General features: G+C 72.1%; 17 protein-coding genes. 12 read left to right on the forward strand and 5 right to left on the reverse strand.

The window, feature by feature from the left end:
- The first annotated feature begins 3 nt into the window (after positions 1 to 3).
- From K933_RS10335 to K933_RS10350, 4 genes are all read left to right on the forward strand, one after another.
- Complete coding sequence (locus K933_RS10335; protein WP_023394681.1) at positions 4 to 1,026, forward strand: ABC transporter permease; 1,023 nt, start codon at positions 4 to 6, stop codon at positions 1,024 to 1,026.
- A 1-nt stretch (position 1,027) separates the two neighbouring features.
- Positions 1,028 to 2,455 carry an ABC transporter permease gene (locus K933_RS10340; RefSeq protein WP_023394682.1) on the forward strand — a complete coding sequence of 476 codons (1,428 nt, stop codon included), beginning with the start codon at positions 1,028 to 1,030 and terminating at the stop codon, positions 2,453 to 2,455.
- A 62-nt stretch (positions 2,456 to 2,517) separates the two neighbouring features.
- Positions 2,518 to 3,585 (forward strand): ABC transporter ATP-binding protein, encoded by a 1,068-nt coding sequence (locus K933_RS10345; protein WP_049947783.1) that lies wholly within the window; start codon positions 2,518 to 2,520, stop codon positions 3,583 to 3,585.
- The gene (locus K933_RS10350; RefSeq protein ID WP_023394684.1) at positions 3,582 to 5,165 is read left to right on the forward strand and encodes an ABC transporter ATP-binding protein; all 1,584 of its coding nucleotides are present in this window, start codon (positions 3,582 to 3,584) and stop codon (positions 5,163 to 5,165) included. Before K933_RS10345 ends, K933_RS10350 begins: the two co-directional genes overlap by 4 nt.
- Before the next feature lie 30 nt (positions 5,166 to 5,195).
- Here K933_RS10350 and K933_RS10355 read toward each other — a convergent pair whose 3' ends face one another.
- The gene (locus tag K933_RS10355; RefSeq protein ID WP_023394685.1) at positions 5,196 to 5,789 is read right to left on the reverse strand and encodes a hypothetical protein; all 594 of its coding nucleotides are present in this window, start codon (positions 5,787 to 5,789) and stop codon (positions 5,196 to 5,198) included.
- Between the two features lie 265 nt (positions 5,790 to 6,054).
- Between K933_RS10355 and K933_RS10360 the strand changes: the two genes are divergently transcribed.
- On the forward strand, positions 6,055 to 8,460 hold the full coding sequence (locus tag K933_RS10360; protein WP_080509253.1) for a bifunctional metallophosphatase/5'-nucleotidase: 2,406 nt from the start codon (positions 6,055 to 6,057) through the stop codon (positions 8,458 to 8,460).
- A gap of 109 nt (positions 8,461 to 8,569) precedes the next feature.
- A complete protein-coding gene (locus K933_RS10365) occupies positions 8,570 to 9,415 on the forward strand; it encodes an MOSC domain-containing protein (protein WP_235063441.1) in 846 nt (281 codons plus the stop codon).
- 18 nt (positions 9,416 to 9,433) lie between these two features.
- Here the strand turns inward: K933_RS10365 and K933_RS10370 are convergent, their stop codons facing one another.
- A complete protein-coding gene (locus tag K933_RS10370; RefSeq protein WP_049947775.1) occupies positions 9,434 to 9,634 on the reverse strand; it encodes a hypothetical protein in 201 nt (66 codons plus the stop codon).
- 198 nt (positions 9,635 to 9,832) lie between these two features.
- Here K933_RS10370 and K933_RS10375 point away from each other — a divergent pair, with 198 nt between their 5' ends.
- On the forward strand, positions 9,833 to 10,183 hold the full coding sequence (locus K933_RS10375; RefSeq protein ID WP_152529803.1) for a hypothetical protein: 351 nt from the start codon (positions 9,833 to 9,835) through the stop codon (positions 10,181 to 10,183).
- A gap of 38 nt (positions 10,184 to 10,221) precedes the next feature.
- On the opposite strand, the gene malQ is transcribed toward K933_RS10375, so the two are convergent.
- Complete coding sequence (gene malQ, locus K933_RS10380) at positions 10,222 to 11,712, reverse strand: 4-alpha-glucanotransferase (protein WP_023394690.1); 1,491 nt, start codon at positions 11,710 to 11,712, stop codon at positions 10,222 to 10,224.
- A gap of 136 nt (positions 11,713 to 11,848) precedes the next feature.
- On the opposite strand from malQ, the gene K933_RS10385 reads away from it, so the two are divergent.
- Positions 11,849 to 12,961 (forward strand): glycosyltransferase family 4 protein, encoded by a 1,113-nt coding sequence (locus K933_RS10385; protein ID WP_023394691.1) that lies wholly within the window; start codon positions 11,849 to 11,851, stop codon positions 12,959 to 12,961.
- A gap of 6 nt (positions 12,962 to 12,967) precedes the next feature.
- Here the strand turns inward: K933_RS10385 and K933_RS10390 are convergent, their stop codons facing one another.
- On the reverse strand, positions 12,968 to 13,327 hold the full coding sequence (locus K933_RS10390; RefSeq protein ID WP_023394692.1) for a DUF7510 family protein: 360 nt from the start codon (positions 13,325 to 13,327) through the stop codon (positions 12,968 to 12,970).
- A gap of 128 nt (positions 13,328 to 13,455) precedes the next feature.
- On the opposite strand from K933_RS10390, the gene malA reads away from it, so the two are divergent.
- On the forward strand, positions 13,456 to 15,468 hold the full coding sequence (gene malA, locus K933_RS10395) for an alpha-amylase MalA (protein WP_023394693.1): 2,013 nt from the start codon (positions 13,456 to 13,458) through the stop codon (positions 15,466 to 15,468).
- Between the two features lie 154 nt (positions 15,469 to 15,622).
- Positions 15,623 to 20,188 (forward strand): glycoside hydrolase family 15 protein, encoded by a 4,566-nt coding sequence (locus K933_RS10400; protein ID WP_023394694.1) that lies wholly within the window; start codon positions 15,623 to 15,625, stop codon positions 20,186 to 20,188.
- A 76-nt stretch (positions 20,189 to 20,264) separates the two neighbouring features.
- On the opposite strand, the gene K933_RS10405 is transcribed toward K933_RS10400, so the two are convergent.
- A complete protein-coding gene (locus K933_RS10405; protein WP_023394695.1) occupies positions 20,265 to 21,698 on the reverse strand; it encodes an amidohydrolase in 1,434 nt (477 codons plus the stop codon).
- Between the two features lie 118 nt (positions 21,699 to 21,816).
- On the opposite strand from K933_RS10405, the gene K933_RS10410 reads away from it, so the two are divergent.
- Both K933_RS10410 and K933_RS19330 read left to right on the forward strand, forming a co-directional pair.
- A complete protein-coding gene (locus K933_RS10410; RefSeq protein ID WP_023394696.1) occupies positions 21,817 to 22,623 on the forward strand; it encodes a glycerophosphodiester phosphodiesterase in 807 nt (268 codons plus the stop codon).
- A 120-nt stretch (positions 22,624 to 22,743) separates the two neighbouring features.
- The gene (locus K933_RS19330; RefSeq protein ID WP_023394697.1) at positions 22,744 to 24,312 is read left to right on the forward strand and encodes an MASE3 domain-containing protein; all 1,569 of its coding nucleotides are present in this window, start codon (positions 22,744 to 22,746) and stop codon (positions 24,310 to 24,312) included.
- Positions 24,313 to 24,389 lie beyond the last annotated feature (77 nt).

Consider the following 24,389-nt stretch of genomic DNA (forward strand, 5'->3'; position numbering starts at 1 on the left):
CCCGTGAGCAAACTCACGTACCTCGGCAAGCGCCTGCTGATGAGCATCCCGGTCGTCTGGCTCGGAGCCTCGATGACGTGGTTCATCATCTTCATGGGGCCAGTCGACCCGGCGACCCGGCTGCTCAGCGAGGGGCAGACGCGCAACCCGGCGGCGTACGAGGCCGCCCAGACCCAACTCGGCTTGAACCGGCCGCCGCTCGAACACTACCTCGACTGGACGACGAACCTGTTCGTGTTCGACCTCGGGCAGACGTGGCTGCTGTACCAGGGGTCGAACGTGAACGCGCTCATCCTCGACTTCCTGCCGCGGACGCTCTGGCTGGGCTTCTGGGCGGTGCTGATCGCGGTGTTCGTCGGCGTCCCCCTCGGCTTCTACGCGGGGCTCCGCTCGAACACCGCCGCCGACTACGTCGCCTCGATGGGCGGTATCGTCTGGCGCGCGATGCCGAACTTCTGGCTCGCGATCATGCTGATCGCGGTGCTGAGCAACTCCGAGGCCATCTTCTTCGGGTTCGACTGGCAGTCGTTCGGGGTGCCGCTCGACGCGCTCACGGGCAGCCCCAACATGTCCCGAATCGGCAGCGTCGAGGGGTTCCTCGCGGCGACGAAGAAGGTGCTCCCGGCGGCGCTCGTGCTCGGGTCGGCGTCGATGGGCAACGAGATGCGCATCGGCCGGACCGCGGTGTTGGAGGTCAGAAACGAGGACTACATCGACTTCGCGCGCGCGAAGAACGTCTCGCGGCGGGCGCTGGTCTGGAAGCACATCCTCCGGAACGCGCTCGTCCCGCTGGTGCCGATCATCACGAGCGAGGCGTTCCTCCTCATCGGCGGCTCCGTCCTCGTCGAGACGGTGTTCGGCATCAACGGCATCGGCTGGCTGTTCTTCCAGGCGGCCATCCAGGGCGACCTGCCGCTGGTCGGCACGCTCATGTACGTATTCATCCTCATGATCGTCGGAATCAACCTGCTACAGGACCTGTTGTACACGCTGATCGACCCCCGCGTGGGGCTGGAGGGCAACTGAGATGGCCCACGAGGAGCGAACCTCGGGGTCGACGGTCCTCCCGACGGGCGCGCCGGGGGCGGTCTGGGTCGCGCTCGGCGTCGGCCTGTTCGCGCTCGAAGCCGGCGCGTTCGCGAACTTCGTCGTCGGCTTCCTCGCGGACGTGCTGGCGACGCTGTCGGCGCCCGGCGTCGGCGCCCTCGCTGCGGTCGAACGCGCCGCCGCGTCGGTGCCGACGCTGCTCTCGCGGGAGACGATCCCCAACGCGGGCTACTGGAACGGCCGGCGGTGGGTCGACACGTTCCTCGGACTGCGCCCCGGCGTCGCGTGGGCGCTCCGGGTGGCGCTGGTGTACGCGTACGCGTTCGCGGTCGCGGGGTGGGCGGTGCTCGGCTACCGCCTCTACCGCCGGGAGTACCGCACCGCGGCGTGGACGCCCCGCGACGACGTGGTCGACCGCTTCCGCTCGCACGGGTGGGGAGTCTTCGGGCTGGTCGTCGTGTTCATGTTCGTCGTGATGGCGGTGTTCGCGCCCGCGCTCGGGCCGACGACCGTCGACAAGAACATGCGCAACTCCTACTCGAACGAGATCAGCTACTGGAACGCCGAGACCGAGCAGGTCGACACGACCCTCGTCGGCGACGCCAACCTGGCCTCCCAGTCGAGCGGCGACACCGACCGCGTGCTGCCCGGCCAGTACGACGACTTCGGCCGCTATCACCCGTTCGGGACGCTCCCGACCGGCCGCGACCTGTTCACGTTCCTCGCGGTCGGGTCGCGCATCTCGCTGGTGATCGGCGTGCTCTCGGTGGGGCTGAGCGCGTCGATAGCCACCTCGCTCGCGCTCGCGGCGGCGTACTACAAGGGCCGGGCGGACCTCGGGATGGTGCTGCTGTCGGACGCGATCATGGCGATGCCGCAACTCCTCTTACTGATCATGCTCACGACGGTGCTCGACGACACGTGGATCGACGGCGTGTACAGCGGCGGGTTCGTCCTCGCGCTGATCTTCGCGGGGACGGGCTGGACGTACATGTGGCGGTCGGTGCGCGGTCCCGCCCTGCAGGTGTCCGAACGCCAGTGGATCGACGCCGCAAAGAGCTTCGGACAGAAGCCGTCGGTCGTGATGCGCCGACACATCCTCCCGTACATCACGGGCTACCTGCTCGTCTACGGGTCGATGACGCTCGGCGGCGCGATCATCGCCATCGCGGGGCTGTCGTTCCTCGGACTCGGGGTCGCACCCCCCACCCCCGAGTGGGGCCGCGCGGTCAACCTCGGGCAGGACTACGTGACCACGGGGTCGTGGCACGTCTCGCTGATCCCCGGCATCCTGATCACGCTGGTCGTGACGGGGTTCAACGCGCTCGGCGACGGCGTCCGCGACGCGATCGACCCGCAGTCCGACAGCGCGTCGGGCGCGGCGGCCGGCCGGGGTGGTGGGGCGTGAGCCGCATCTCCGACGGGCGCGGGGCGGACCCGACAGCCGACTCCGCTCGGGACCCGGACCCGGTGCGCGACAGAGAGACGGACGGGGACCCGCTGTTGGCCGTCCGCGACCTCCGGACCGTGTTCCGGACCGAACGCGAGACGATCCACGCGGTCGACGGCGTCTCGTTCGACATCTACGAGGGCGAGACGGTCGGGCTGGTGGGCGAGTCGGGGTCGGGCAAGTCGGTGACCGCCCGGTCGATCCTCGGGCTGGTCGACGAGCCCGGGTCGATCGACGGCGGGTCGATCCGCTTCCGCGGCGACGACCTCACCGACGGGCTGTGGCGCGAGCACCGCGGCGACATCTCGATCGTCTTCCAGGACCCCAGCGGCTCGCTCAACCCGGTGTACACCGTCGGCAACCAGATCCGCGAGGCGCTGAAGATCCACCAGGGCCTCCGCGGGAGCGCCGCCCGCGAGCGCGCGGTCGAACTGCTGGAGGCGGTGGGCATCCCCGACGCCCCCCGCCGGGTGTCGGAGTACCCCCACCAGCTGTCGGGCGGGATGCAACAGCGCGCGGTGATCGCCGTCGCGCTCGCCTGCGACCCGGATCTCTTGGTCTGTGACGAGCCGACCACCGCGCTCGACGTGACGATCCAAGCGCAGATCCTCGACCTCCTGGCCGACCTCCAACGGGAGGAGGGGCTGGCGATCCTGTTCATCACCCACGACATGGGCGTCATCGAGGAGGCGACCGACCGCGTGAACGTCATCTACGCGGGCGAGGTGGTCGAGCGCGCGCCCACGGCGGAGCTGTTCGACGCCCCCGCCCACCCGTACACGCGCGCGCTCCTGGAGTCGATCCCGGGCCGGAGCGGTCCGGGCGAGCGCCTGCCGACCATCGAGGGCGAGGTGCCGACGCCGACCGAGCCGGCGACCCACTGCCGGTTCGCGCCGCGGTGTCCCCACGCCGCCCCCGACTGCGAGCGCGTCCACCCCGAACCGGTGGCGGTGGGGTCGGCGTCGGCCGACCACACGGCGGCGTGTCTGCTCCACGACGACGAGTTCGACATCGAAGCGGGGGCGGCGTACGGCGGCGGGGACGCTCCGGACGCCGCGGGCGCCGACGACGCGGGGGGGCGCGAATGACGGCGCGTCCGGAGGCCGAGCCGGGTCGCGACGGCGCGGCGGCCGGGCGGTCGGACGAGCCGCTGGTGTCGATCCGGGGGCTGAAGACGTACTACACCGACTCGTCGATCCTCTCCTCGCAGCCGCCGGTCCAGGCGGTCGACGGCGTCGACCTCGACGTCTACGAGGGCGAGACCGTCGGACTGGTGGGCGAGTCGGGCTGCGGCAAGACGACGCTCGGGCGGACCCTCCTCGGGCTGGAGGACGCCACCGCGGGCACCGTCGAGGCGAGCGGCCGCGACGTGACCGACCTCTCGCGCGCCGAGCGCCGCGAGTGGCAGGAGAACGCGGGGATGGTGTTCCAGGACCCCGAGGAGAGTCTCAACGACCGCATGACGGTCGGCGAGATCGTGCGCGAACCGCTCGACGCACACGACTGGCCCACCCTCACGGTCGCCGTCGAGGGCGACGCGCGCGACCGGAGCGTCGAGGGGGACGCGGTCCCCGCCGGCGCGGACGGGACGCCCGACCTCACGGTCGGGGTCGACGCGGACGGGTCGGCCGACGTGGCCGTCCGCGACCGCCTCCCGCTCGACGCCGACGAGGTGGACGTGACCGTCGACGCCGACGCGGTCCGGGTCGACCTGCTGGTCGACGAGCGGGCGGTCCGCGAGGGGCGCGTCACCGACCTGCTCGAACGCGTGGGGCTCAACGAGGAGCACTTCTACCGCTACCCCCACCAGTTCTCGGGCGGACAGCGCCAGCGGGTCGGCATCGCGCGCGCGCTCGCGCTCGAACCCGACTTCCTCGTGCTCGACGAGCCGACGAGCGCGCTCGACGTGTCGGTGCAAGCGCGGATCATCAACCTGCTCGACGACCTGCAGGCGGAACTCGGGTTGACGTACCTGTTCATCACGCACGACCTCTCGGTCGTCAGACACATCGCCGACCGGGTCGCCGTGATGTACCTCGGGAGCATCGTGGAGTCGGGGCCGACCCGGGAGGTGTACGCCGACCCCGGCCACCCGTACACCGTCTCGCTGTTGTCGGCGATCCCCGGTAGCGGGTCGCCGTGGGACGGCGAGCGGGTCACGCTCCGCGGTGCGCCGCCCAGTCCGCGCGACCCGCCGTCGGGCTGTCCGTTCGCCACGCGGTGTCCGGCGAAGATCCGCCCCGACGACTGGTCGTTCCCCGAGGCGACGTGGCGCGCGCTCGACGCGCTCCGCGTGCTCTTCCGGACGCGCGCCCGCGCGGAGACGCCGACGGCGACCCGGGCGAAGCAGTTGCTCGGGATGTCGGTCGACGACGAGTCGCTGACCGACGCGGCCCGCGACGTACTCGACGCCGCCGACCTCCCGCCGGACGCGCGGGCGGTCGTCGACGACGCCGTCGACGACGCGAGCCACGGCGACGACCGGGCGGCCGCAGCGCGGATGCGCGAGGCGTTCGGCTCGCGGTGTGACGAGGAGTTCCCCGCCCCCGAGACGGGGGGTCGGGGGCGCGCGCGCACCAACCGCTGTCTCCGCCGGGAGGCGGAGTACGACGGCGCCCGCGAGACGGTCGAGCGCCGGCAACACGAGACGGACGGGACGGGCGGGTAGCGGTCGGTCGGTCGACCCGACTGCGTCCGACTACCCGGCACCGCCCCCGTTCGCGCGTCCGGCCGGCCGACTCCGCCGCCGGTCGGCCGCACGCACCACCAGGACGCCGACCCCGGCGCCGACGCTCGCCCCCGCCACCACGACGAGGAGGACGACCACCGTGAACGGGAGCGCGTACACTAACAGTCCGACGACGAGTATGGCGGCTTCGCCCAGGAACCCGACCGCGTCGGCCGACGCGCCGACGTACGTCGCGGCGGCGACGCCCGCGCCGACCGACAGGAGGACGTAACACGCGACCGCGCCGGCGTACGCCGCGGCGACGACGCCCGCGCCGACCCAGAGGTCGTCCCGGAGCGACGGAGCGCCCCGCCGCCGGAGCGCGCGCAGGCGCCAGCAGGCCGCGAGCGCCGCCGGGACGACCAGCACCGCGACCCAGCGGAGCGGACCGAACACCGCCTCGAACACGACGAACATCGCGTCCACCGCCCCGCCGACCCGGCCGGCGTTCACGGCGGCGAGCAACGGGACGACGACGTACCCGACCGCGCCCGTCGCCGCGACGGCCGCGCCGCCGACCGCACCCGTCGACACGGCCTCCCGGACCGACACGGCGTGGTTCACCCCTCCCCTAGGCGGGCTGACGTGATGACGGTTCGGGTCGGCCGCCGGAGCGGGTCCCCGACCCCCACTCGCGCGCGAGCGCGGCCCGACCCGGGTCGGTCGGCGAACAGACAGGTCCGGGACGGATCGTCGTGTCGAACTGGTAACCGAACGGGGTCCGGCGCCGCCGAGTGGCGCCTGAGAACGTGACTCACGGTACCGTTTTCCAGCAATCGTTACCTCTCTTAGTTGGATTGATGAAAGGTCGTCGCGTGCTGACGCCCGCATGCGCAGACTCACAGCGGTGCTGTTGACGTGTCTCGTCGTGGGAGCGTCGCTCCCGGGGGCCGCGTTCGCCCTCGGCGGGGCGGCGCCGACCGCCGACGGAGCCGACCGGGTCGGGTCCGCTCCGGCGGCCCAGGTGGGCGCGAACGGGACGACCCTGACGGTGTTGGCGTACAACGACATCCAGACGGCGATGGCGTCGGACACGGGAGAGATGGCCCGGCTCGCGGGCCTGATCGACGAGCGCCGGGCGGCTCACGACAACCCGACGGTGCTCGCGGGCGGCGGCGACGAGATCAGCCCGCACGCGCTCTCGCCGGTGAGCGCGTGGCAACTGCCGGTCGAGGTGCTCAACGTCGTCGACCCCGCCGCCGAGGCGGTCGGCAACCACGACCTCGACTACGGCGACGAGGCGTTCGCGAACGCCTCGGCGGCCTCGGAGTTCCCGTGGCTCGCCGCCAACCTGGTGAACGAGTCGACGGGTGAACCGATCCAGGGCGCCAACGGCACGTACGTCGTCGAGCGCGACGGCGTCCGCGTCGGATTCGTCGGCTTGGTCGACGAGGCGATCATCGGCAAGACGGCGCTCGACTTCGACGAGGCCGGCATCGAGGTGCGGGACTTCGCCGAGGTCGGTCCCGAGCGCGCCGAGTACCTCAAAGAGGAGCGGAACGTCGACGTGGTGGTCTCGCTCGCACACATCGGCGTCCCCGAGTCGGAGGAACTCGCCGAGGCCGACGACGGCGCCATCGACCTGATCGTGACGGGCGACGACGAACTCGTCTACCCGCCCCAGGAGACCAGCGGCACCACCATCGTCGAGGCGGGTAGCGAGGCCTCCCACCTCGCGGAGGTGAACCTCACGCTGTCGGACGGCGACGTGACGGCCGTCGACGGGCGGCTGATCGAGACGACCGAGGAGGTCGAGCCGAACGAGTCGGTCCAGCGCCTGATCCAGGAGGCGCGGGAGACCGGACTCGAGGAGGTCATCGGCGAGTCGACGACGGAACTCAACGCGACCAGTGCGGCCAACTACCACCGCGAGACCGCACTCGGCAACGCGATCACGGACGCGTTCCGCGCCGAGACCGGCTCGCAGGTCGCGATCACCAACTCCGGCGGCATCCGTAGCAACCGGGTGTACCCCGCGGGCAACGTGACGGTCGGCGACGCGACGACGATCCTGCCGTTCACGAACACGCTGGTGACGTTCCGGCTGAACGGCTCGGAACTGCGGGAGGTGCTCGCGAGCCAGGTGGTCACGCTCTCCAGCGAGGAGGGCCAGCAGTACGGCACGGAGATCACCCACCAGGTCAGCGGCGTGCGCTTCGAGTGGGTGCCCCACGAGGGGGTCGAGCCGAAGGTCCGCGACGTGTACGTCGACCAGGCCGGCCCGGACGAGCCGGCCAACTGGACCCGGCTGGACGCCGAGGAGAACTACACGGTGACGGTGAACAGCTACATGGCCGGCGGCGGTGACGGCTACCCGCTGGAGAACGCGACGCGCGTCTCCGAGTCGGGGATCCTCTACTCGACGGCGTTCATCAACTACGTCGAAGAGCGGGGCACTATCTCGCCGAAAGTCGAGGGTCGGATGCGCCGCGTCGACGCCGGCGTCGGTAACGCGTCGGTGTCGCTCGACGGCGACAGCGAGACGGTGACCGCGACGTACGCCGCGCCCGCGAACGCGACGGCCGTGAACGCGTCGAGCTTCTACGCGCTCGACGCCGACGGCGAGCGGGTCGCGGCGACCGACGCGACGCTCGCCGACGGCGAGGTGACGGTGACGTTCGACGCCGACGACCTCTCGGCGGTCGCGGACGCGGCCGACCTGAACGTCTACGGCGAGTACACCGACTCCTACTACGACGGCGAGCGCGTCTACTGGGGCGCGTCGGTGCTGAGCGGCGAACTCGACGTGACGACTGCCGACGAACCGATGGAGCCGGAGGCGACGTACTACCAGGTGGACTTCGTGGCGGGGGAACCCCTCGAGAACCTCTCGGCTGACACGCTGTACGCGAACGACGAACAGGACCGTCTCGTGCGGTTCGCGCACGGCGACACGTCAGAGGGAATCACCGACCGCGGCCGCGCGTGGGCCAGCGAGGAGGTCCGCTCGTGTGTCGACTCCGCGGGCGTGATCGACCGCGAGGGCGAGACGGCGACGATCACGTTCACCGTCAACGAGAGCTGTGAGAACGCGACCATGTCGCTCGTCTCGTACACGAAACCCACTGCTGGGTTCAGCCCCGAGACGGCCGACCAGCAGGAACTGTTCGACGCGACCACCGAGACGTTCGAACCCGGCACGCACACCATCACCGTGTCGCTGCCCGATTCGGACGCCGCGGACGCGGAGGCCCGCCTGACGGCCGGTGCGGTCCCGGTCGCGGCTCCGGCCTGAGCGCCGACGCGACGACGACCGATACGACTCCCCCTTCTTTCGCGCCGACCGCTCGACCGGGAGCGAGCCGGGCGGAAACGGTTTCACCCCGCTGGCCGACGGTACGCACGTGACGTCGACGCCCAGACTCGGTCGCATCACCGTCTTCCCGGTGAAGTCGCTCCCCGGGAGTTCCCGCGAGACCGTCCGCCTGGTCGACGGCGGCGCGCTCGAACACGACCGCGAGTTCGCCGTCGTCGACGCCGACGGCGAGTACGTCAACGGCAAGCGGACCGACGCGGTCCACGGACTCGACGCGGCGTTCGACCCGGCGGCCGACGAACTCCGATTCCGCGTCCGCGAGTCCGTCCCGTCGACCGGGGCGCTCGATCCGGGCGACGCCGGCCGGTTCGCCCTCCCGGACGAGCGGGCGGCCGCGGAGGCGTGGCTGGGGGAGTTCTTCGGCTTCCCGGTCGAACTCCGGCGGGACCGCGCGGGCGGCCACCCCGACACCACCGACTACGCCACCGGGCCGTCGGTGGTGTCGGCGGCGACGCTCCGGACCGTCGCCTCGTGGTTCGACGGACTCGACGCCGACGGCGTGCGCCGCAGGCTCCGCGCCAACCTCGAAGTCGAGAACGTCCCCGCGTTCTGGGAGGACCGCCTCGTGGGGAGTGCGGGACGGGTCGTCCCGTTCGAGGTGGGCGGCGTCGAACTCGAGGGGGTGCGGCCGTGCCCGCGGTGTGTCGTCCCGTCGCGCGACCCCGAGACGGGCGAGCGCTACGAGCGGTTCCGCGAGACGTTCGTCGAACGACGCGAGGCGACGTTCCCCGAGTGGGCGACGACCGACCGGTTCGACCACATGTACAGCCTGATGGTCCACACCGCCGCCCCGGCTGCCGCCGTCGGCGCCGACCTGGCGGTCGGCGACCCCGTGACCGTCGGCGAGGAACGCCCCGAGCGGCCGGTCGAGTAGCCCGGGGTCGGACCGCCGTCAGCGGCTCGGGGGGTGTGCGCGCGCGGTCCGGACCGCGTAGTACACCGCGCCGACACAGAGCGCGCCCGCGACGAGCAGTTTCTCGCCCGGCAGGACGCCCCGCGTCGCCCAGACGTAGAGGTCGGTCACGCCGAGGAGGAGCGCGAGGACGACGAGGAGAGCGACGCCCACGCGGCCCAGTCCACGGTTCGGTTTCACGCACCGACTTCGTCCCCGCCGGGCTTGAATCCCGGGGCGGCCGCGTCGTCGCGTCCCGTCGATCACCCCGGCCCGTCGGCGTTCACGACCGGTCGAGCGGGACCGCCGTTTCTCTTAAGTACTTACGAGGTGTTTACCAGAATTGGGCCGGGGTAGGGAGTCCGTCCCGTGCGACCGGGCGACGGAGCCACCGGCACCGTGACAATCATGTCTAACGCCGAACCGCAACCGGAGAGGAGCAACGACACCGAGCGGCCGTCGGTGGACGCGCCGCTCGCGCCGGACGAGTGGGCGGAGTACCGCTGCCGGCGCTGCGGGGAGCACTGCATCAACCGCGCCGACGGCGACGCGCGCGCGGCGGAACTCTGTCTCGACTGTCTCGCGGCACAGGCCGCAGTCGAGACGGAGGCCGTCGGGGTGGCGAGCACCGACGGGGGGACGGTCGCCGCACGCGAGGAGTCGACCGACGCGGGGGGACCGACGGCGGGGTCGCCGCTCCGGTCGGTCCGCTCGTCGCTCGCCAGCGTCGCCGCTCGGATCCGGGACTAGCCGACCCGACGGCGCGCCCGGCGACTCGACCGGCGGAACTATCGGAGGGTGAGGTCCGTTATCTGCTGGAGTCTGTCGGCGACCTCCGGGTCGAGACCGCTCTCGGTCACGCGCCACCGCCAGTTGCCCGCCGCCGTCCCCGGGGTGTTGAACCGGGCGTCGCCGCCGAGTCCCAGGAGGTCCTGGACGGTCGTCACCGCGAGTGCGGCGTTGGAGTTCCACACCGCCTCGACGATGTCCCAGTGTATCTCGCTGCCGTCGGTGCCGAGGTTGTAGTGGAGGCAGTCGCGCTGGCGTTCGGAGAGGTTTCGGTAGTAACCGACGATGGTGTTCGTGTCGTGCGTCGACGTGTACCCCACGCAGTCGTCGGGGTACGTCATCGGCTGGTGCATGTTGCCGCCCTCACACCAGTCGGCGTAGTGGGGGACGCGCATCCCGGGGAAGTCGAACTCCTCGCGGAGCGCGACCACCGACTGGTCGAGGAAGCCGAGGTCCTCCGCGAGGAACGGGAGGTCGCCCAGTCGGTCGCGGACCGCCTCGAAGAAGTCGGCGCCGGGTCCCTCGCGCCACTCGCCGTCGGCGGGGTCGTCGCTGTCGGCGGGGATGGCCCAGTAGCGGTCGAACCCGGTGAAGTGGTCGAGTCGGGTCATGTCGACCAGGTCGAACAGCCGTTCGAGCCGCGCGAGCCACCAGTCGTAGCCGTCGTCGGCCAACGTCTCCCAGTCGTACAGCGGGTTCCCCCACCGCTGGCCGTCGTCGCCGGGGTTCGGCGGGACGCCCGCGACCGCCGCCGGCCGGCGGTCGTCGGTCAACTGGAACGCCTCCGGGGTCGCCCACACGTCCGCGGAGTCGAGCGCGACGTAGATGGGGAGGTCGCCCACCAGCCGAACGCCGCGTTCGCTCGCGTACTCGCGGAGGGCGCGCCACTGCCGGTCGAACCACCACTGGCAGAACTCGTGGTAGCGGATCTCCCCGGCCAGCGACTCCCGGCGGTCGGAGAGCGCGTCGGGGTCGCGCCGGCGGACCGGCTCGGGCCACTCGGTCCACAGCCGGCCGTCGAACTCCTCGCGGAGCGCCGAAAACAGCGCGTAGTCGTCGAGCCACGCCGCCTCCCGCTCGCGGAACGACTCGAACGCGTCGGGGTCGGCGTCGCCCTCGCCCGCCTCGAACCGCTCGAACGCGCTCCGGAGCCGCTCGTGTTTGTACGGCCGCACCGCCTCGTAGTTCGTCTCGTGTGGCGACGCCGCGTCGGGCGGGTCCAACTCCGCGTCGGTCAACAGGCCGTACTCGCCGAGTTCGCGCAGGTCGACGAGCAGCGGGTTGCCGGCGAACGCCGAGTACGACTGGTAGGGGGAGTTCGCCTGCGCGTCGGCGGTCGGCCCGATGGGGCAGAACTGCCAGAGCGACTGGTCCGCGCGCTCGAGGAAGTCGACGAACGTGCGGGCACCGGCGCCGAGGTCGCCGACGCCGTGCGGGCTGGGGAGCGACGTGTGGTGCAGGAAGACCCCACTCTGCCGGTCGAAGCGCATGGGCGCCCGTTCGCCGGGCGGGGGTTTCAAACTATCCGCGGACGCCCCCCGAGAACTGTCCGTCGGGCTCCACGACCGCGGCCGGCGGGAACGCTCACGCACAATCAATAAGTACGAACGCCGCAATCGTCGGCCAATGCGCCCCAAGGTACTGATGTTGGGCTGGGGGTTTCCGCCGAACGTGACCGGGGGGCTCGACACCGCCGTCGGGAAACTGTTCGACGAGTTACATCCCCGGGACGACGTCGACATCGAACTCGTCCTCCCCGCGGAGTACGCGCCCGAGGGGCGCGACGGCATCCACGGCGTGCCGACGGGGACGGGCGACATCATCACCCGCATCGGTCGGCTCTCCGGCGAGTTCGCCGACCGCGCCGCCGACGCCGACATCGTCCACACCAACGACTGGTTCGGCTACAACGCGGGGTCGCGCGCGCAGTCGGCCCACGACGTCGAGTGGGTCACCACGTTCCACTCGCTCTCCTCGGACCGGAACGTCAACCCGCCACAGCGGGAGGTCGAGACCGAACAGCGGATCGTCGACCGCGCGGACCACCTGATCGCGGTCAGCCACCTCACCGCGGGCGAGATACGCGACCGCTACGGTGGCGAGGCGACCGTCATCCACAACGGCTTCCCGAGCGTTCGGGCCACGGGTCGCGACCTGAAGGCCGAACTGGACATCGACGGGAAGATGCTGTTCTTCGTCGGTCGACACACCGACCAGAAGGGGATCTCCTACCTGCTGTACGCGCTCTCGAAACTCCGGCGCGACGACGTGACGCTCGTGCTCGGTGGGTCGGGCCACCTCACCGAGCAGTTGAAGCGGTTCGTCGAACTGCTCGGCGTCGACGACCAGGTGCTGTTCCCGGGGTACATCCCCGAGGACGAACTCGGCGACTACTACGCCAGCGCCGACCTGTTCGTCTCGCCGTCGCTCGCGGAGCCGTTCGGGATCACCATCGTGGAGGCGCTCTCCGTTGGGACGCGGGTCGTCTCCAGTCAGAGCGGCGCCGCGGAACTGCTCCCGGACGACTGTCTGATCGAGGTGGACACCGACTCCGACGCCATCGCCGAGGGGATCGAGTACGCCCTCTCGCTCGACACGCCGCTGGAGTACGACGTTCGCACGTGGGCGGAGGTGGCCGACGACCACGTCGCCTTCTACGACCGGGTGATGGAGGGGCGGGCGGCCGCGGGGTCCGACGACCCCGAGGGCGGTTCCGCGTCGGAGACGGGCGGGGAGTAGCGGTCCCTACCGCAGCAGCCGGAAGTCGGTCACGGGTTCGGGGTGGACCACGCGGAACCCGTCGACGGTCGGCTGGACGCCGGCGGCGGGCGCGCCGCCCCGGTCGGACTGGTAGGGGCTGTCGTACGGGCTGTCGTAGGGGGACGCCGACTGGTAGGGGCTGTCGTACGGCGTCTGTCGCTGCTCGCCCGCGGGGCGGTCGAAGTCCTCCGGCGGGAGGTAGATCTGTTCGCCCGACGCCGACCGCACGACCACCGCGGCGTCGCGGTCACCCGAGACGGTCACGACCGTCCGGTCGTCGGTTATCTCCACGTCGACGGTGACCCGGCCGTCGCTCCCGTTCGGCTCCGACTCCGTACTGCTCATGGGGGAGAGGCGTGTCCGCGCCACTTAGCCGTTCCTCCCGTCGCAGGCGCGCCCGTGGGGATCGTTCCCGATTCTCGACGGGGGAACTGTGGGAAAAGGCAAAGGCGGCGGTCGTGGAAGGACACTCCATGCACCACCCCGGACCCCCCCGGTTCGTGGCCGTCGGTCACTCCGTCGAACTCGCCCCGCGCGACCCGGACCCGGACGCGACGTACCGCTGGCGCGTCGCCGAGGCACCCGTCGCGTCGGTCGCCGAACTCGGCGACGACCCCGTCGTCCACTTCGTCCCGGACGCCCCCGGGACGTACGTCGTGGAGTTGCGCGCGCCCGACGGCACCCACCGGCTCACCGTCAGGGCGTTCCCCGGCGAGTTGAGCCCCGAGGGCGTGGCCGGCGGGGCGTCGGGGCGGTCCGGGCAGTGGAGCGGGGGCTCGGGCGGGGCGGGCGGGCGGAGCGGTGCGAGCGGGAGCGCCAGGTCGGGGTCGGGCTCCGGCACGGGGACGCGCGAGGGGGAACACGGCGCCGGCCGCCCGCGGGTCCGGCTGGAGGCGCGCGTCGCGGGCGACGAACTGGTGGTCGAGGCGACGGTGCGCGCCGCGGCGGGCGAGTCGCCCGACGACGCCGACGTGGAGTTCGTCGTCGACGACCGCGACGACCTGCCCGCCGACGCCGCGACGGTCGGCGACCGCGAGTTCCGCGTGCCGGTGTCGGCGCTCCCCGGCCGCCTGCGCGTCCACGCCGTCGCGGTCGGCGCCGGCGGGTACAGCGTCGCCGACTCGGTGGACGTGCGCACGGACGACGGCGACGGCGTCCGGACCGACGGCGGAACCGCGAGCGCCCGCCGGAGCGTGGAGACGACCCGGCCGTACGACCCCCCCGAGTGGGCGACCGACGCGCTCATCTACGAGATCTACGTCCGGACGTTCGCGCCCGACGACGACGACTCCGCGACCACGTTCGACGCCATCGCGGCCCGCCTCGACTACCTCGACGACCTGGGCGTCGACGTGCTCTGGCTCACGCCCGTCCTCCAGAACGACCACGCCCCTCACGGGTACAACATCACGGACTTCTTCGCCATCGCCGAGGACCTCGGCGGCCGCGAGGCGTACGAGCGGTTCCTCGACGCCGCCCACGACCGCGGCATGAAGGTGCTGTTCGACCTCGTCTGTAACCACTCCGCGCGCGCACACCCGTTCTTCGAGGACGCCTACCGCAACCCCGACAGCGAGTACTACGACTGGTACGAGTGGCAGGAGTCGGGCGAGCCGGGCACCTACTTCGACTGGGAGTACATCGCCAACTTCGACTTCGACACCCTCGACGTCCGCCGGCACCTGCTCGACGCGGTCGACGAGTGGGCGCCGCTCGTCGACGGGTTCCGGTGTGACATGGCGTGGGCGGTGCCGAACGGGTTCTGGAAGGAACTGCACGACCGGGTGAAGGCGCGCGACCCCGAGTTCCTGCTGCTCGACGAGACCATCCCGTACATCGCGGACTTCCAGGAGGGGATGTTCGACATGCACTTCGACTCGACCACCGCGTTCACCCTCCGGGAGGTCGGCGCGGGCCACCAGCCCGCAGAACGGCTGCTCGACGCCATCGACGCGCGCGTCGACGCGGGGTTCCCCGACCACGCCTCGTTCATGCTGTACGCCGAGAACCACGACGAGAGCCGCTACATCACCGAGTGCGGCGAGCCGGCGGCGCGGGCGGCCGCGGGCGCGCTGATGACGCTCCCGGGGACGCCGATGCTGTACGCCGGGCAGGAACTCGGCCAGCGTGGGCGCCGCGACGGGCTGGCGTGGGAGCACGCCAACCCCCACCTACAGGAGCAGTACGCCCGGCTGGTCGACGCGCGGCACGCTCACCCGGCGCTCGAACACGACGCCGCCCTCCGCCGGGTCGGCTACGAGGTCCGCGACGGTCCCGCCGACCGGGTCGTGGCGTACGGCCGCGCCGCCCCCGACGGGGGCGAGGCCGTCGTGGTCGTGCTCAACTTCGCCGACGAGACGGCGACGGTCGCCATCGACCCGGCGGTCGGGGCGGTCGACGTCGCGACGGGCGACCGGGTCGCCGAGGGCGGGGCGGTCACGGTGGAGGACGCGACGCTCCTGCCGGCCGACGCCGACACGCTCTGAGCCGGGAGCGCGCCTGCCGACGTGCCGACGCGAGCGTCTTCCGAGCGCCGGCACCTACCGATACGAGCGTCTCCGAGCGCCGGCGCGTGCCGGTCGAACCCGCGGGCGGCGCTAGCACATCCATATTTATACGCCGGCTCGCTGTAGCGAGGGTATGCGGCTGCGCACGGCGCTCAACGAATACAAACGCGACCGAGCCGGTCGGTCCCCGGGGCGGGAGCCGACGATCACCGGCTCCTTCTCGGGCCACGGCGACAGGCTGGTTCACGTCGACCCGGGCGGCTACCTGCGGGACTACTCCTCGTCGCTGTCGGGGCTGTACGGGGTCGACCGGTCGCGGTTCGGGGTGGAGACGGCCGACCGGATCCGGTGGTTCGACGACCTCGACTCCGTCCGTCAGCACTACTACCGCGAGACGAACCTGGTCGAGACCGAGTACGACGCGGGCAAGTTCACCGTCCACCAGTACGACCTCACGCTTGGACGGGCGCACGTCACCCACGTCGAACTCCGGGGGGCGGTCCCGCCGGAGGCGCGGCTGGTCGCGTTCCTCACGTTCGCCCCCGAGGGCCAGGAGACGCGCGTCGGCCGCCTCATCCACGAGGGCGGCGGACCCGACGGGACGAAGGCGGTCGAGGTGTACCACCGCCGGGAACACGACTACGTCACCGCCTCGACGGGCATCGACGAGGTGCGCGGGCAGATCCCCGAGCGGTTCGACGAGATACTCGACGAGGAGCCGGTGGAGTTCCCGCGGCACACCGGGCGGAACCGCTACGAGGACGCCCACCTCAGCGGCGACGTGGTGGTGACGGCGCCGCTCGAACGCGTCGGCCGGGCCGCCCGAACGACGCTCGTCACCCAGCTATCGGACCACGAGGAACTCGACCGCGAGACGGCGCTCGCCGACCTCCGCGACTGCACCGCGAGCCACCGGTCGGCCGACGACATCCGCTCGGCCGCCCGCGAGCGGACGACCGTCGCGGTACCCGAGGGGAGCTCCCGGTCGGCGGTGGTCCGCGCGGACCTCCGCGCGCTCGACCTGTTGGAGGCGCCGACCGGCGCGCACGTCTCCGGGCCGGAGGTCGACCCGTTCTTCACCAACTCGGGCGGCTACGGCTACACGTGGTTCCGGGGGGACGCCGCCATCGCGTCGGCCCTGCTCGACGCCGACGACGCGTTCGGGGTCGACACCCTCGACGACGTGACCGAGACCGCCAGCTTCTGCTGTGACGCCCAACTCGACGACGGGACGTGGCCCCACCGCGTCTGGGCGGTCGACGGGACGCTCGCGCCCGGGTGGGCGAACGCCCACGTCGAGGGCGACTCGGAGTCGATGGAGTACCAGGCCGACCAGACGGCGAACGTGACGGCGTTTCTCGCGCGGCTGTTGCGCGAGCGGCGCGACGTGCTCGGCTCGTCGGTGGTCGCCGCGACCCGCGAGTCGCTCGACGCCGCTGTCGCCGCCATGGACGACAGCCTCGGCGAGGACGGCCTGCCCGGCCCGTGTCAGAACGTCTGGGAGGACATGAGCGGCCAGTTCGCCCACACCGCCGCCGCCTTCGTCGAGGCGTACGCCGCCGTCGCGCGCGCGCCAGTCGGCGAGTCGCTCGCCGAGCGCGCCTGCGAGTCGGCGCGGACGGTGCTCGGCGGACTCGACGGGCTGTGGGTCGACGGCCGTGACTGCTACGGGATGCGGCTCACCCCCGACGGCGAACTCGACGACCGGGTCGACGCCGCGGGGTTCGCGCTCGCGGACGCCGCCGCCGAGTACGACGCCGTGGAGGGACTCGACCTCCCCGACGCGACGCTCGACCGTATCGCGGCCCACACCGAGACGGCGCTGGAGACGCTGTACCGCGACCCCTCGGGCGCGCCCGTGGCCGGTCTCGTCCGCTACGAGGGCGACGACTGGCGGACCCACGGCCAGGCCGGCTCGAAGGTCTGGTCGCTCACGACCGCCGAGGGCGTCGTCGCCGCCGCCCGCGTCGGCGAACTCCTGACCGAACGCGACGACGGCGAGCGCGGCGAGGCGCTGCTCGACCGCGCGAGCGACCTGTACCGCCTGCTCGACGCCGAGGGTCCGCTGACCACCGGCGCGGGCTACCTCCCCGAACAACTGTTCGACGACGGCACGCCCGACAGCGCGACGCCGCTCGGGCAGGCGCACGCCGTCCGACTCCGCGCGACCGCGCTGCTGTCGGAACTGGAGGCGCTGCCGACGGCGGCGTCGCTGCCCGAGGGACCGACCGACCGGCCGCGGTGGACCACCGGCGAGAAGTTCGGCGTCGGCACCGTCGCCGACCACCGGAGCGACGACCCCTCCCGCGTCTGGTTCACGCTCACCGCGGGTGCGCTGACGGAGGTGCGGTTCCCGCGGATCGACCTGATGAACCTGCGGACGCTCGACTTCATCGTCAACGACCCCGACGACGAGCGCTACACCGTCCGCACGCACAACGAGACCCGGACCGACGACGACTCCGACACCGTCACCCGGGAGGTGACGCCCGCCGCCGACGACGCGCTGCTGTTCAGACAGACCGTCGCCGAGACGGGCGACGGTCGCGGCCACGCGTGGACGCTCGACGTCGAGTACGCCACCGACCCCGAACACGACGCGCTGCTGGCGGACGTGAGCTTCGAGGCGGACGACGACACCGAGTACGAACTGTTCGCGGTCGCCGACACCGCGCTCGCGAACACCGGCACGCAGGACCGCGGGATGCGGCTGGGGTCGCCCGGGAGCCACCACCTCGCGGCGCGCGACTCGGCGGCGTACACCGGCGAGAGCAAGGAGCCGTTGCTCGTCGACGACGACGGCGAGGGCTACTCGGTCGCGGTGGCGATGGCCGCCGCCAACCGGTTCGACTGGGCGACGGTCGGCGTCGCCGGCAGCGACGCCCTCCGGACGCTGTACGCCGACGGGACGCTCCCCGAGACGCGCGAGACGGTCGACGACGAGAACGTGGTGCTGGTGGGGCGGTTCGCGGCCGGCCGGCGCGCGGACGAGACCATCGCGCTCGGGTTCGCCCGCCACGCCGACACCGCGGCGGCGCTCGGCGAGTCGTTCGGCGCGCTCACCCGGGGGTACGAGACCGCCGCGGCGGCGTACGCCGACTCCTGGCGGGAGTTCCTCGCGGACAAGCCGCTGCCCGCGTCGGTCGCCGACGACGAGGTGCTCGCGAACCAGTACCGCTCGGCGCTGATGTGTCTGCGGGCGGTCGAGGACAAGACGTACCTCGGCGGCTCCATCGCCTCGCCGTCGGTGCCGTGGGGGGAGGCGGTGACCGCCGAGGAGCCGAAGGGGTACGGCTACAACTTCGTCTGGTCGCGCGACCTCTATCAGGTGTTTACGGTGCTGGACATGGTCGGCGACATCGAGACGGCGGTCGACCAACTGGAGTACATCTACGAGTACCAGCAGGACGACCACGGGTTCATCCCGCAGAACACCTACCTCAACGGGCTCACCCGCTGGGGCGGCGAGCAGATGGACAACATCTCGTTCCCGCAGGTGATGGCGTACCAACTGTGGGAGCGGGGGGTCGCGTTCGACGACACCGACTACGGCTTCGAGAACGTCCGCCGGTCGGCCGACTACGTCGTCCGCAACGGTCCCGCGACCGCCCAAGAGCGGTGGGAGGAGGAGGCGGGCTACTCGCCGTCTTCGATCGCGGCCGAGATCGCGGGCCTGGCGTGTGCGGGGAAACTCGCGGTCGAGACGGGCGCCGAGGCCGACGCGCTGGTGTGGCTCGCGCTCGCGGACAAGTGGACCCGCGGGGTCGACGACTGGACCGCGACGATGACCGGCACCGACCTCCACACGGAGACGCCGTACTACGTCCGCGTGACCCGCGACGGCGACCCCGAGGCGGGCCACCTCCGCACGCTCGCCAACCAGGGACCGACGCTCGACGAGCGCGACATCATCGACGGGGGCTTTCTCGACCTCGTGCGGCTGGGGATCAAGCCGTGGGACGACCCCATCGTCCGCAACTCGCTGGTCGAGGTGGACAGGACCATCCGCGTCGACACCGAGTCGACGGCGGCGTTCTACCGGTACAACGGCGACGGCTACGGCGAGCGGGGCCGCGACGACGAGGGCGCACCGTGGTCGGTCGAACACGCGGGCAAAGGGCGGCTCTGGCCGCTGTTGAGCGGCGAGCGCGGCGAGTACGAACTGCTCGCGGACGCCGACGCGCGCGACGACGACCTGGTCGACCCGGCGGCGCTGCTGACGGCGATGCAGGAGTTCGCCAACTCCGGGCGGATGATCGCCGAACAGGTGTGGGACCGCGACCACGCCACCGAGTACAACTGGGAGTACGGCGAGGGCACGGGGTCGGCGACGCCGCTGGCGTGGTCGATGGCGCAGTTCGCCCGCCTCGCGCACGGACTCGACGAGGGCGAACCCGTCGAGACCCCGCGGTTCGTCCGCGAGCGCTACCTCGACCGTGGGCTCGCCGACGCCGACGACCGTCCCGACCTGCGGGTCCACTCGCGGTTCGAGGGCGACCGGATCGTCGTCTCGGGCGAGACCACCGGCGAGGTGGTGGCGGTCAAGACGCCCACCGACACCGCGCTGGTCGAACCCGAGGACGGCGAGTTCGAGGCGCGGCTCCGGATCAACTACGGCGAGAACACGATCACCGTCGCGGCCGCCGACGACCGCGACTTCGAGACGGCCACGACCGCGCTCACCCAGATCACGCTCTGATCCGGGCCGGGCGCGGTCCGGTTCGATCCAGTCCGGTTCGGTCGGGTCCGGTTCGGCACGGTTCGGTGCTGCCGTTCTACCGCGAGACGAGTTCGTACGGGTTCGCGTCCGCGGGCAACCCGCAGTCGTACCCCCGCTCGCCCGTCCGGTCGTCGAACTCGGCTCGGGCCGCCGTCCGCAACTCCCCGTCGACCAGCAGGTCGTACAGCGTCGCCGCGATGGTCTTCGCGGCGAACAGCGCGCCTTCGGTCCCCAAGTCGCGGCCCGCCGCGACCGCCTGCCACGAGTGGGCGGGCGTGCCTACCGGCCACGTCGCCGCGGTGAACCGACCCAGCGGGACGGTCCAGCTCACGTCGCCCGAGTCGGTCGAGTACGACCCGGTGGTCCCCTCGTCGGGCGCGTCGAGCGGTTCGGTGTACATCGCGCGATTGCGCACCTCGTCGTGGTACTCGGCGGGCAGGCGGCCGAGCGAGACGTCGCCGAGCGACGCGCGGAGGTCCGCGGAGAATTCGCGCTGGTCGTCGGACAGGGAGATCCCGCCCGCGCGGTGTACCTGGTCCATGTTGGCGCGGATACGGTCGGCGAGCGCGTGGTTGGGGAGCACGCCGTACATCGCGCTGGTCTTCGTCACCTCGACGTCGGTCCGGCTCATCAGCGCCGCACCCTCGGCGATGTCGCGCACCCACCCGCCGATGCGTTCGACCTGTGCGCGATCGGGCGCGCGCACGAGACACTCGGTCGTCGCCGCCGCGGGCACCACGTTCGCGGCGCCGCCGCCCTCGCTCACCACGTAGTGGATCCGCGCCGCCTCGGGGACGTGCTCGCGCATGAACTCGATCCCCGTGTTGAGCAGGTGAACGCCGTCGAGGGCGCTCCGGCCGGCCTCGGGGGCGGCGGCGGCGTGCGACGTCTCCCCCTCGAACGCCACCTCGTAGGCGTCGACCGCGAGACACGACCCCTTGCCGGGCGCGTTGTACCACCCCGGGTGCCACGAGACCACCGCGTCGACGCCGTCGAACGCGCCGTCGCGCACCATGTACACCTTCCCGCCCCCCGCCTCCTCGGCGGGCGTGCCGAAGTAGACGACCGTGCCCCCGCAGTCGCCTCGCTCGATGGCGTCTCTGACCGCGAGCGCGCCCCCGAGCGACCCGACGCCGAACAGGTTGTGCCCGCAGCCGTGGCCCGGCGCGCCCGGTTCGCGGGGGTCGCGCTCGGCGGTCGCGGTCTGGGACATCCCCGGCAGGGCGTCGAACTCCCCCATCGTCGCCACCGTCGGGTCGCCCTCGCCGTAGCGGGCGACGAACGCCGTCTCCATCCCGCCGACGCCCGTCTCCACCTCGAACCCCTCCTCGCGGAGCGCCTCCCGGAGCCGCCGGGCGGACTCCGTCTCGCGGAGCGCCACCTCCGGCTCTTCCCAGATGCGCCGCGAGAGGTCGGTCAGCCGGTCGCGCCGCCGCTCGACCGCGTCGAACAGCCGCGCCTTCGCGCCACCCGTGGTATCGTCTGGCACGGTTCGAGGGGCGACGACGAGCGCGAAAAGCGTTCGCCCAGCGGCAGGCGCGGTCGCCCGGACGGACGGACTCGACACCCGCCAGTAGGGTTTTGCCCCGGCCGCGGGTGAGGTGCGTATGACACCCACGCTCGTCGCACACCGCGGTTTCGCGGGCGCGTACCCGGAGAACACGGTCGAGGCGGCCCGCGCGGCCGGCGAGGACGGCGCGGACCTCGTCGAGGTGGACGTGCGCCCGAGCGCCGACGGCGCCGTCGTCGTCTTCCACGACGACGCGCTCGACGACCGCGAGGGGAGTCGGGGGATAACCGACGGGACGGGGCTGGTCTCGGAGTCGACGGCGGCGGAGCTCTCGGAGACGGACGTGTTCGACAGCGGCCGGACCGTGCCGACGCTCGCGGACGTACTGGAGGCGCTCCCGGCGGGCGTCGGCGTCAACGTGGAACTGAAGTCGAACGGCGAGTCGCCGACCGCCGCCGGCGAGGCGCTCCCCGAAGCGGAGGTGGGCGCGCGCCGCGCCGCGTGGCATCCGTTCGTCCGCGACGTGCTGGCGGTGACCGACGAGTTCGACGGGGAGACCCTGTTCTCGTCGTTCCACGAGGGGGCCATCGCGGCGGTCGCGGACATCGCGCCCGACGAGTCGGTCGCGCCGGTCGCGCTCGAACTCGCCGACGGGCTGGAGGTGGCCCGCCGTTACGGCGCCGCGGCGGTGCAGGCGCCGCTGGCGCTGCTCGCAGACACGCCGTACGCCGACCCCGACCGGGTCGAGGGGACGGACCTGGTCGCGGCCGCCCACGAGGAGGGCCTCGCGGTCAACGTCTGGACGGTACGGACGTGGCACGAGGCGGCGGCGGCGGTGTCGGCCGGCGCCGACGGGCTGATCGCCGACTACCCGTGTCTGGGCGGGCCGGCGGCGGAGCACTGAAGGCGACGGGGGACGGAAGCCACGTAGACGGGGCAGACGACCGCCGGGCGGGGTCGGGGTTCCGACGGGACGGCACGACGGGCGCACGAGGCGGTCGGCGATTCGGGAACAGGCACCGATATGCACGGGGGACCGGACTCGGGACGACGGGGAGACTCGACCGCACGGCGCGGAAAGCCGTGGCTCCCGTTCGTCGCGTGGACCGCGGTGTTCGCGGGGCTGTACGTCGTCCAACTGTTCAACTTCCTGTTGTTTCACAGCCTCGCGGAGGTGTTCAGCATCGTCATCGCGTCGGCGGTGTTCCTGGTCGCGTGGAACTCGCGGGCGCGGATGGACACCGACTTCTTCCTGATCCTCGGTGTGGCGTACGCCGCCGTCGCGGTGCTCGACACGTTCCACACGCTCGCGTACGCGGGGATGGGGGTGTTCCCCGGCCGGGGGGCGAACCTCTCGACGCAGTTGTGGCTCGCGGCCCGGTTCGTCGAGGCGGGGTCGCTCGTCGTCGCCACCGGGTTCGTCGGCGACAACGCCGCGAGCGCGCGGCTCTCGTTCAGCCGGCGGTCGCGCGACACCGCGCTGCTGGTGGCGGGCTACGTCGCGGTCACCGCGGCGTTCCTGGTCGGGATATTCGGCGGGAGTTTCCCGACCTCCTACGTCCCGGAGAGCGGGCTGACGACGTTCAAGGTCGTAGCCGAGTACGCCATCGTCGCTCTCCTCGGGGTCTCGCTGGTCCAACTGTACCGTCACCGGGGTGGGCTCGACCGCCGGGTGTACGGCTACTTCGTGGTCGGGATCGGGGTCACGATCGTGAGCGAACTGTTCTTCACCACCTACATCAGCGTCTACGGCTTCTCGGCCATGGTGGGCCACCTGCTGAAGATCGCATCCTTCTACCTCATCTACCTCGCGGGAGTGAAGACCGTCATCTCGAACCCCCAGGAGGTGCTGTTCCGCCAACTCCACGAGGAGCGGGACCGCCTCGCCGACCGCGAGGCGGAACTCGCGCGGAAGAACCGTCGGCTCGACCAGTTCGCGGGGATCGTCAGCCACGACCTCCGCAACCCGCTCAACGTCGCCTCCGGGCGGATCGAACTCGCGCGGGCGGAGGCGGACGGCGACGGCGGCGACGACGAACACCTCGCGGCCGCCGCCGACGCGATCGACCGGATGGCCACGCTCATCGACGACGTGCTCGCGCTCGCGCGCGAGGGGGAGAGCGTCGACGAGGCCGCTCCCGTCGACACCGAGTCGCTCGCGCGCGCGTCGTGGCGGACGGTCGACACCGCCGACGCCGAACTCCGCGTCGACGGTCCGGGCGCGGTCCGAGCGGACCAGGCCCGCCTCCGTCGCCTCTTCGAGAACCTGTTCCGCAACGCGGTCGAACACGGCGGCGAGGCGCCGACCGTCAGGGTCGGCGCGCTGCCGGACGGGCGGGGATTCTTCGTCGAGGACGACGGCCCGGGCGTCCCGCCCGACGACCGCGAGGCGGTGTTCGAAGCGGGCTACTCGACGGCGGCGGAGGGGACCGGGTTCGGACTCAACATCGTCCGCGAGATCGCCCACGCGCACGACTGGACGGTCACCGTCGGCGAGTCGGCGAGCGGCGGCGCCCGCTTCGAGATAACGGGCGTCGACGCCGCCGACTCGACGGAACCGGCGGCGGGCGAGTCGCCCCCCGTCACGGAGTGACCGGGGAACCGACCGGCCGAACGCGGCGTGTGGAGGGCCGGGGTGTGTGGAGTGGAGCGCCGGGGTACGTGGAGGGC

Origin of the sequence: Candidatus Halobonum tyrrellensis G22 (assembly GCF_000495475.1) — an archaeon.
In the GTDB taxonomy this organism is placed as follows: Archaea; Halobacteriota; Halobacteria; order Halobacteriales; family Haloferacaceae; genus Halobonum; species Halobonum tyrrellense.

Coding starts and splice junctions, on each gene's coding strand:
- malQ (WP_023394690.1), bottom strand. CDS start 11,712: ATGCGCTTCGACCGGCAGAGTGGGGTCTTCCTGCACCACACGTCGCTC.
- K933_RS10410 (WP_023394696.1), top strand. CDS start 21,817: ATGACACCCACGCTCGTCGCACACCGCGGTTTCGCGGGCGCGTACCCG.
- K933_RS19330 (WP_023394697.1), top strand. CDS start 22,744: ATGCACGGGGGACCGGACTCGGGACGACGGGGAGACTCGACCGCACGG.
- K933_RS10350 (WP_023394684.1), top strand. CDS start 3,582: ATGACGGCGCGTCCGGAGGCCGAGCCGGGTCGCGACGGCGCGGCGGCC.
- K933_RS10390 (WP_023394692.1), bottom strand. CDS start 13,327: ATGAGCAGTACGGAGTCGGAGCCGAACGGGAGCGACGGCCGGGTCACC.
- K933_RS10360 (WP_080509253.1), top strand. CDS start 6,055: ATGCGCAGACTCACAGCGGTGCTGTTGACGTGTCTCGTCGTGGGAGCG.
- malA (WP_023394693.1), top strand. CDS start 13,456: ATGCACCACCCCGGACCCCCCCGGTTCGTGGCCGTCGGTCACTCCGTC.
- K933_RS10340 (WP_023394682.1), top strand. CDS start 1,028: ATGGCCCACGAGGAGCGAACCTCGGGGTCGACGGTCCTCCCGACGGGC.
- K933_RS10385 (WP_023394691.1), top strand. CDS start 11,849: ATGCGCCCCAAGGTACTGATGTTGGGCTGGGGGTTTCCGCCGAACGTG.
- K933_RS10400 (WP_023394694.1), top strand. CDS start 15,623: ATGCGGCTGCGCACGGCGCTCAACGAATACAAACGCGACCGAGCCGGT.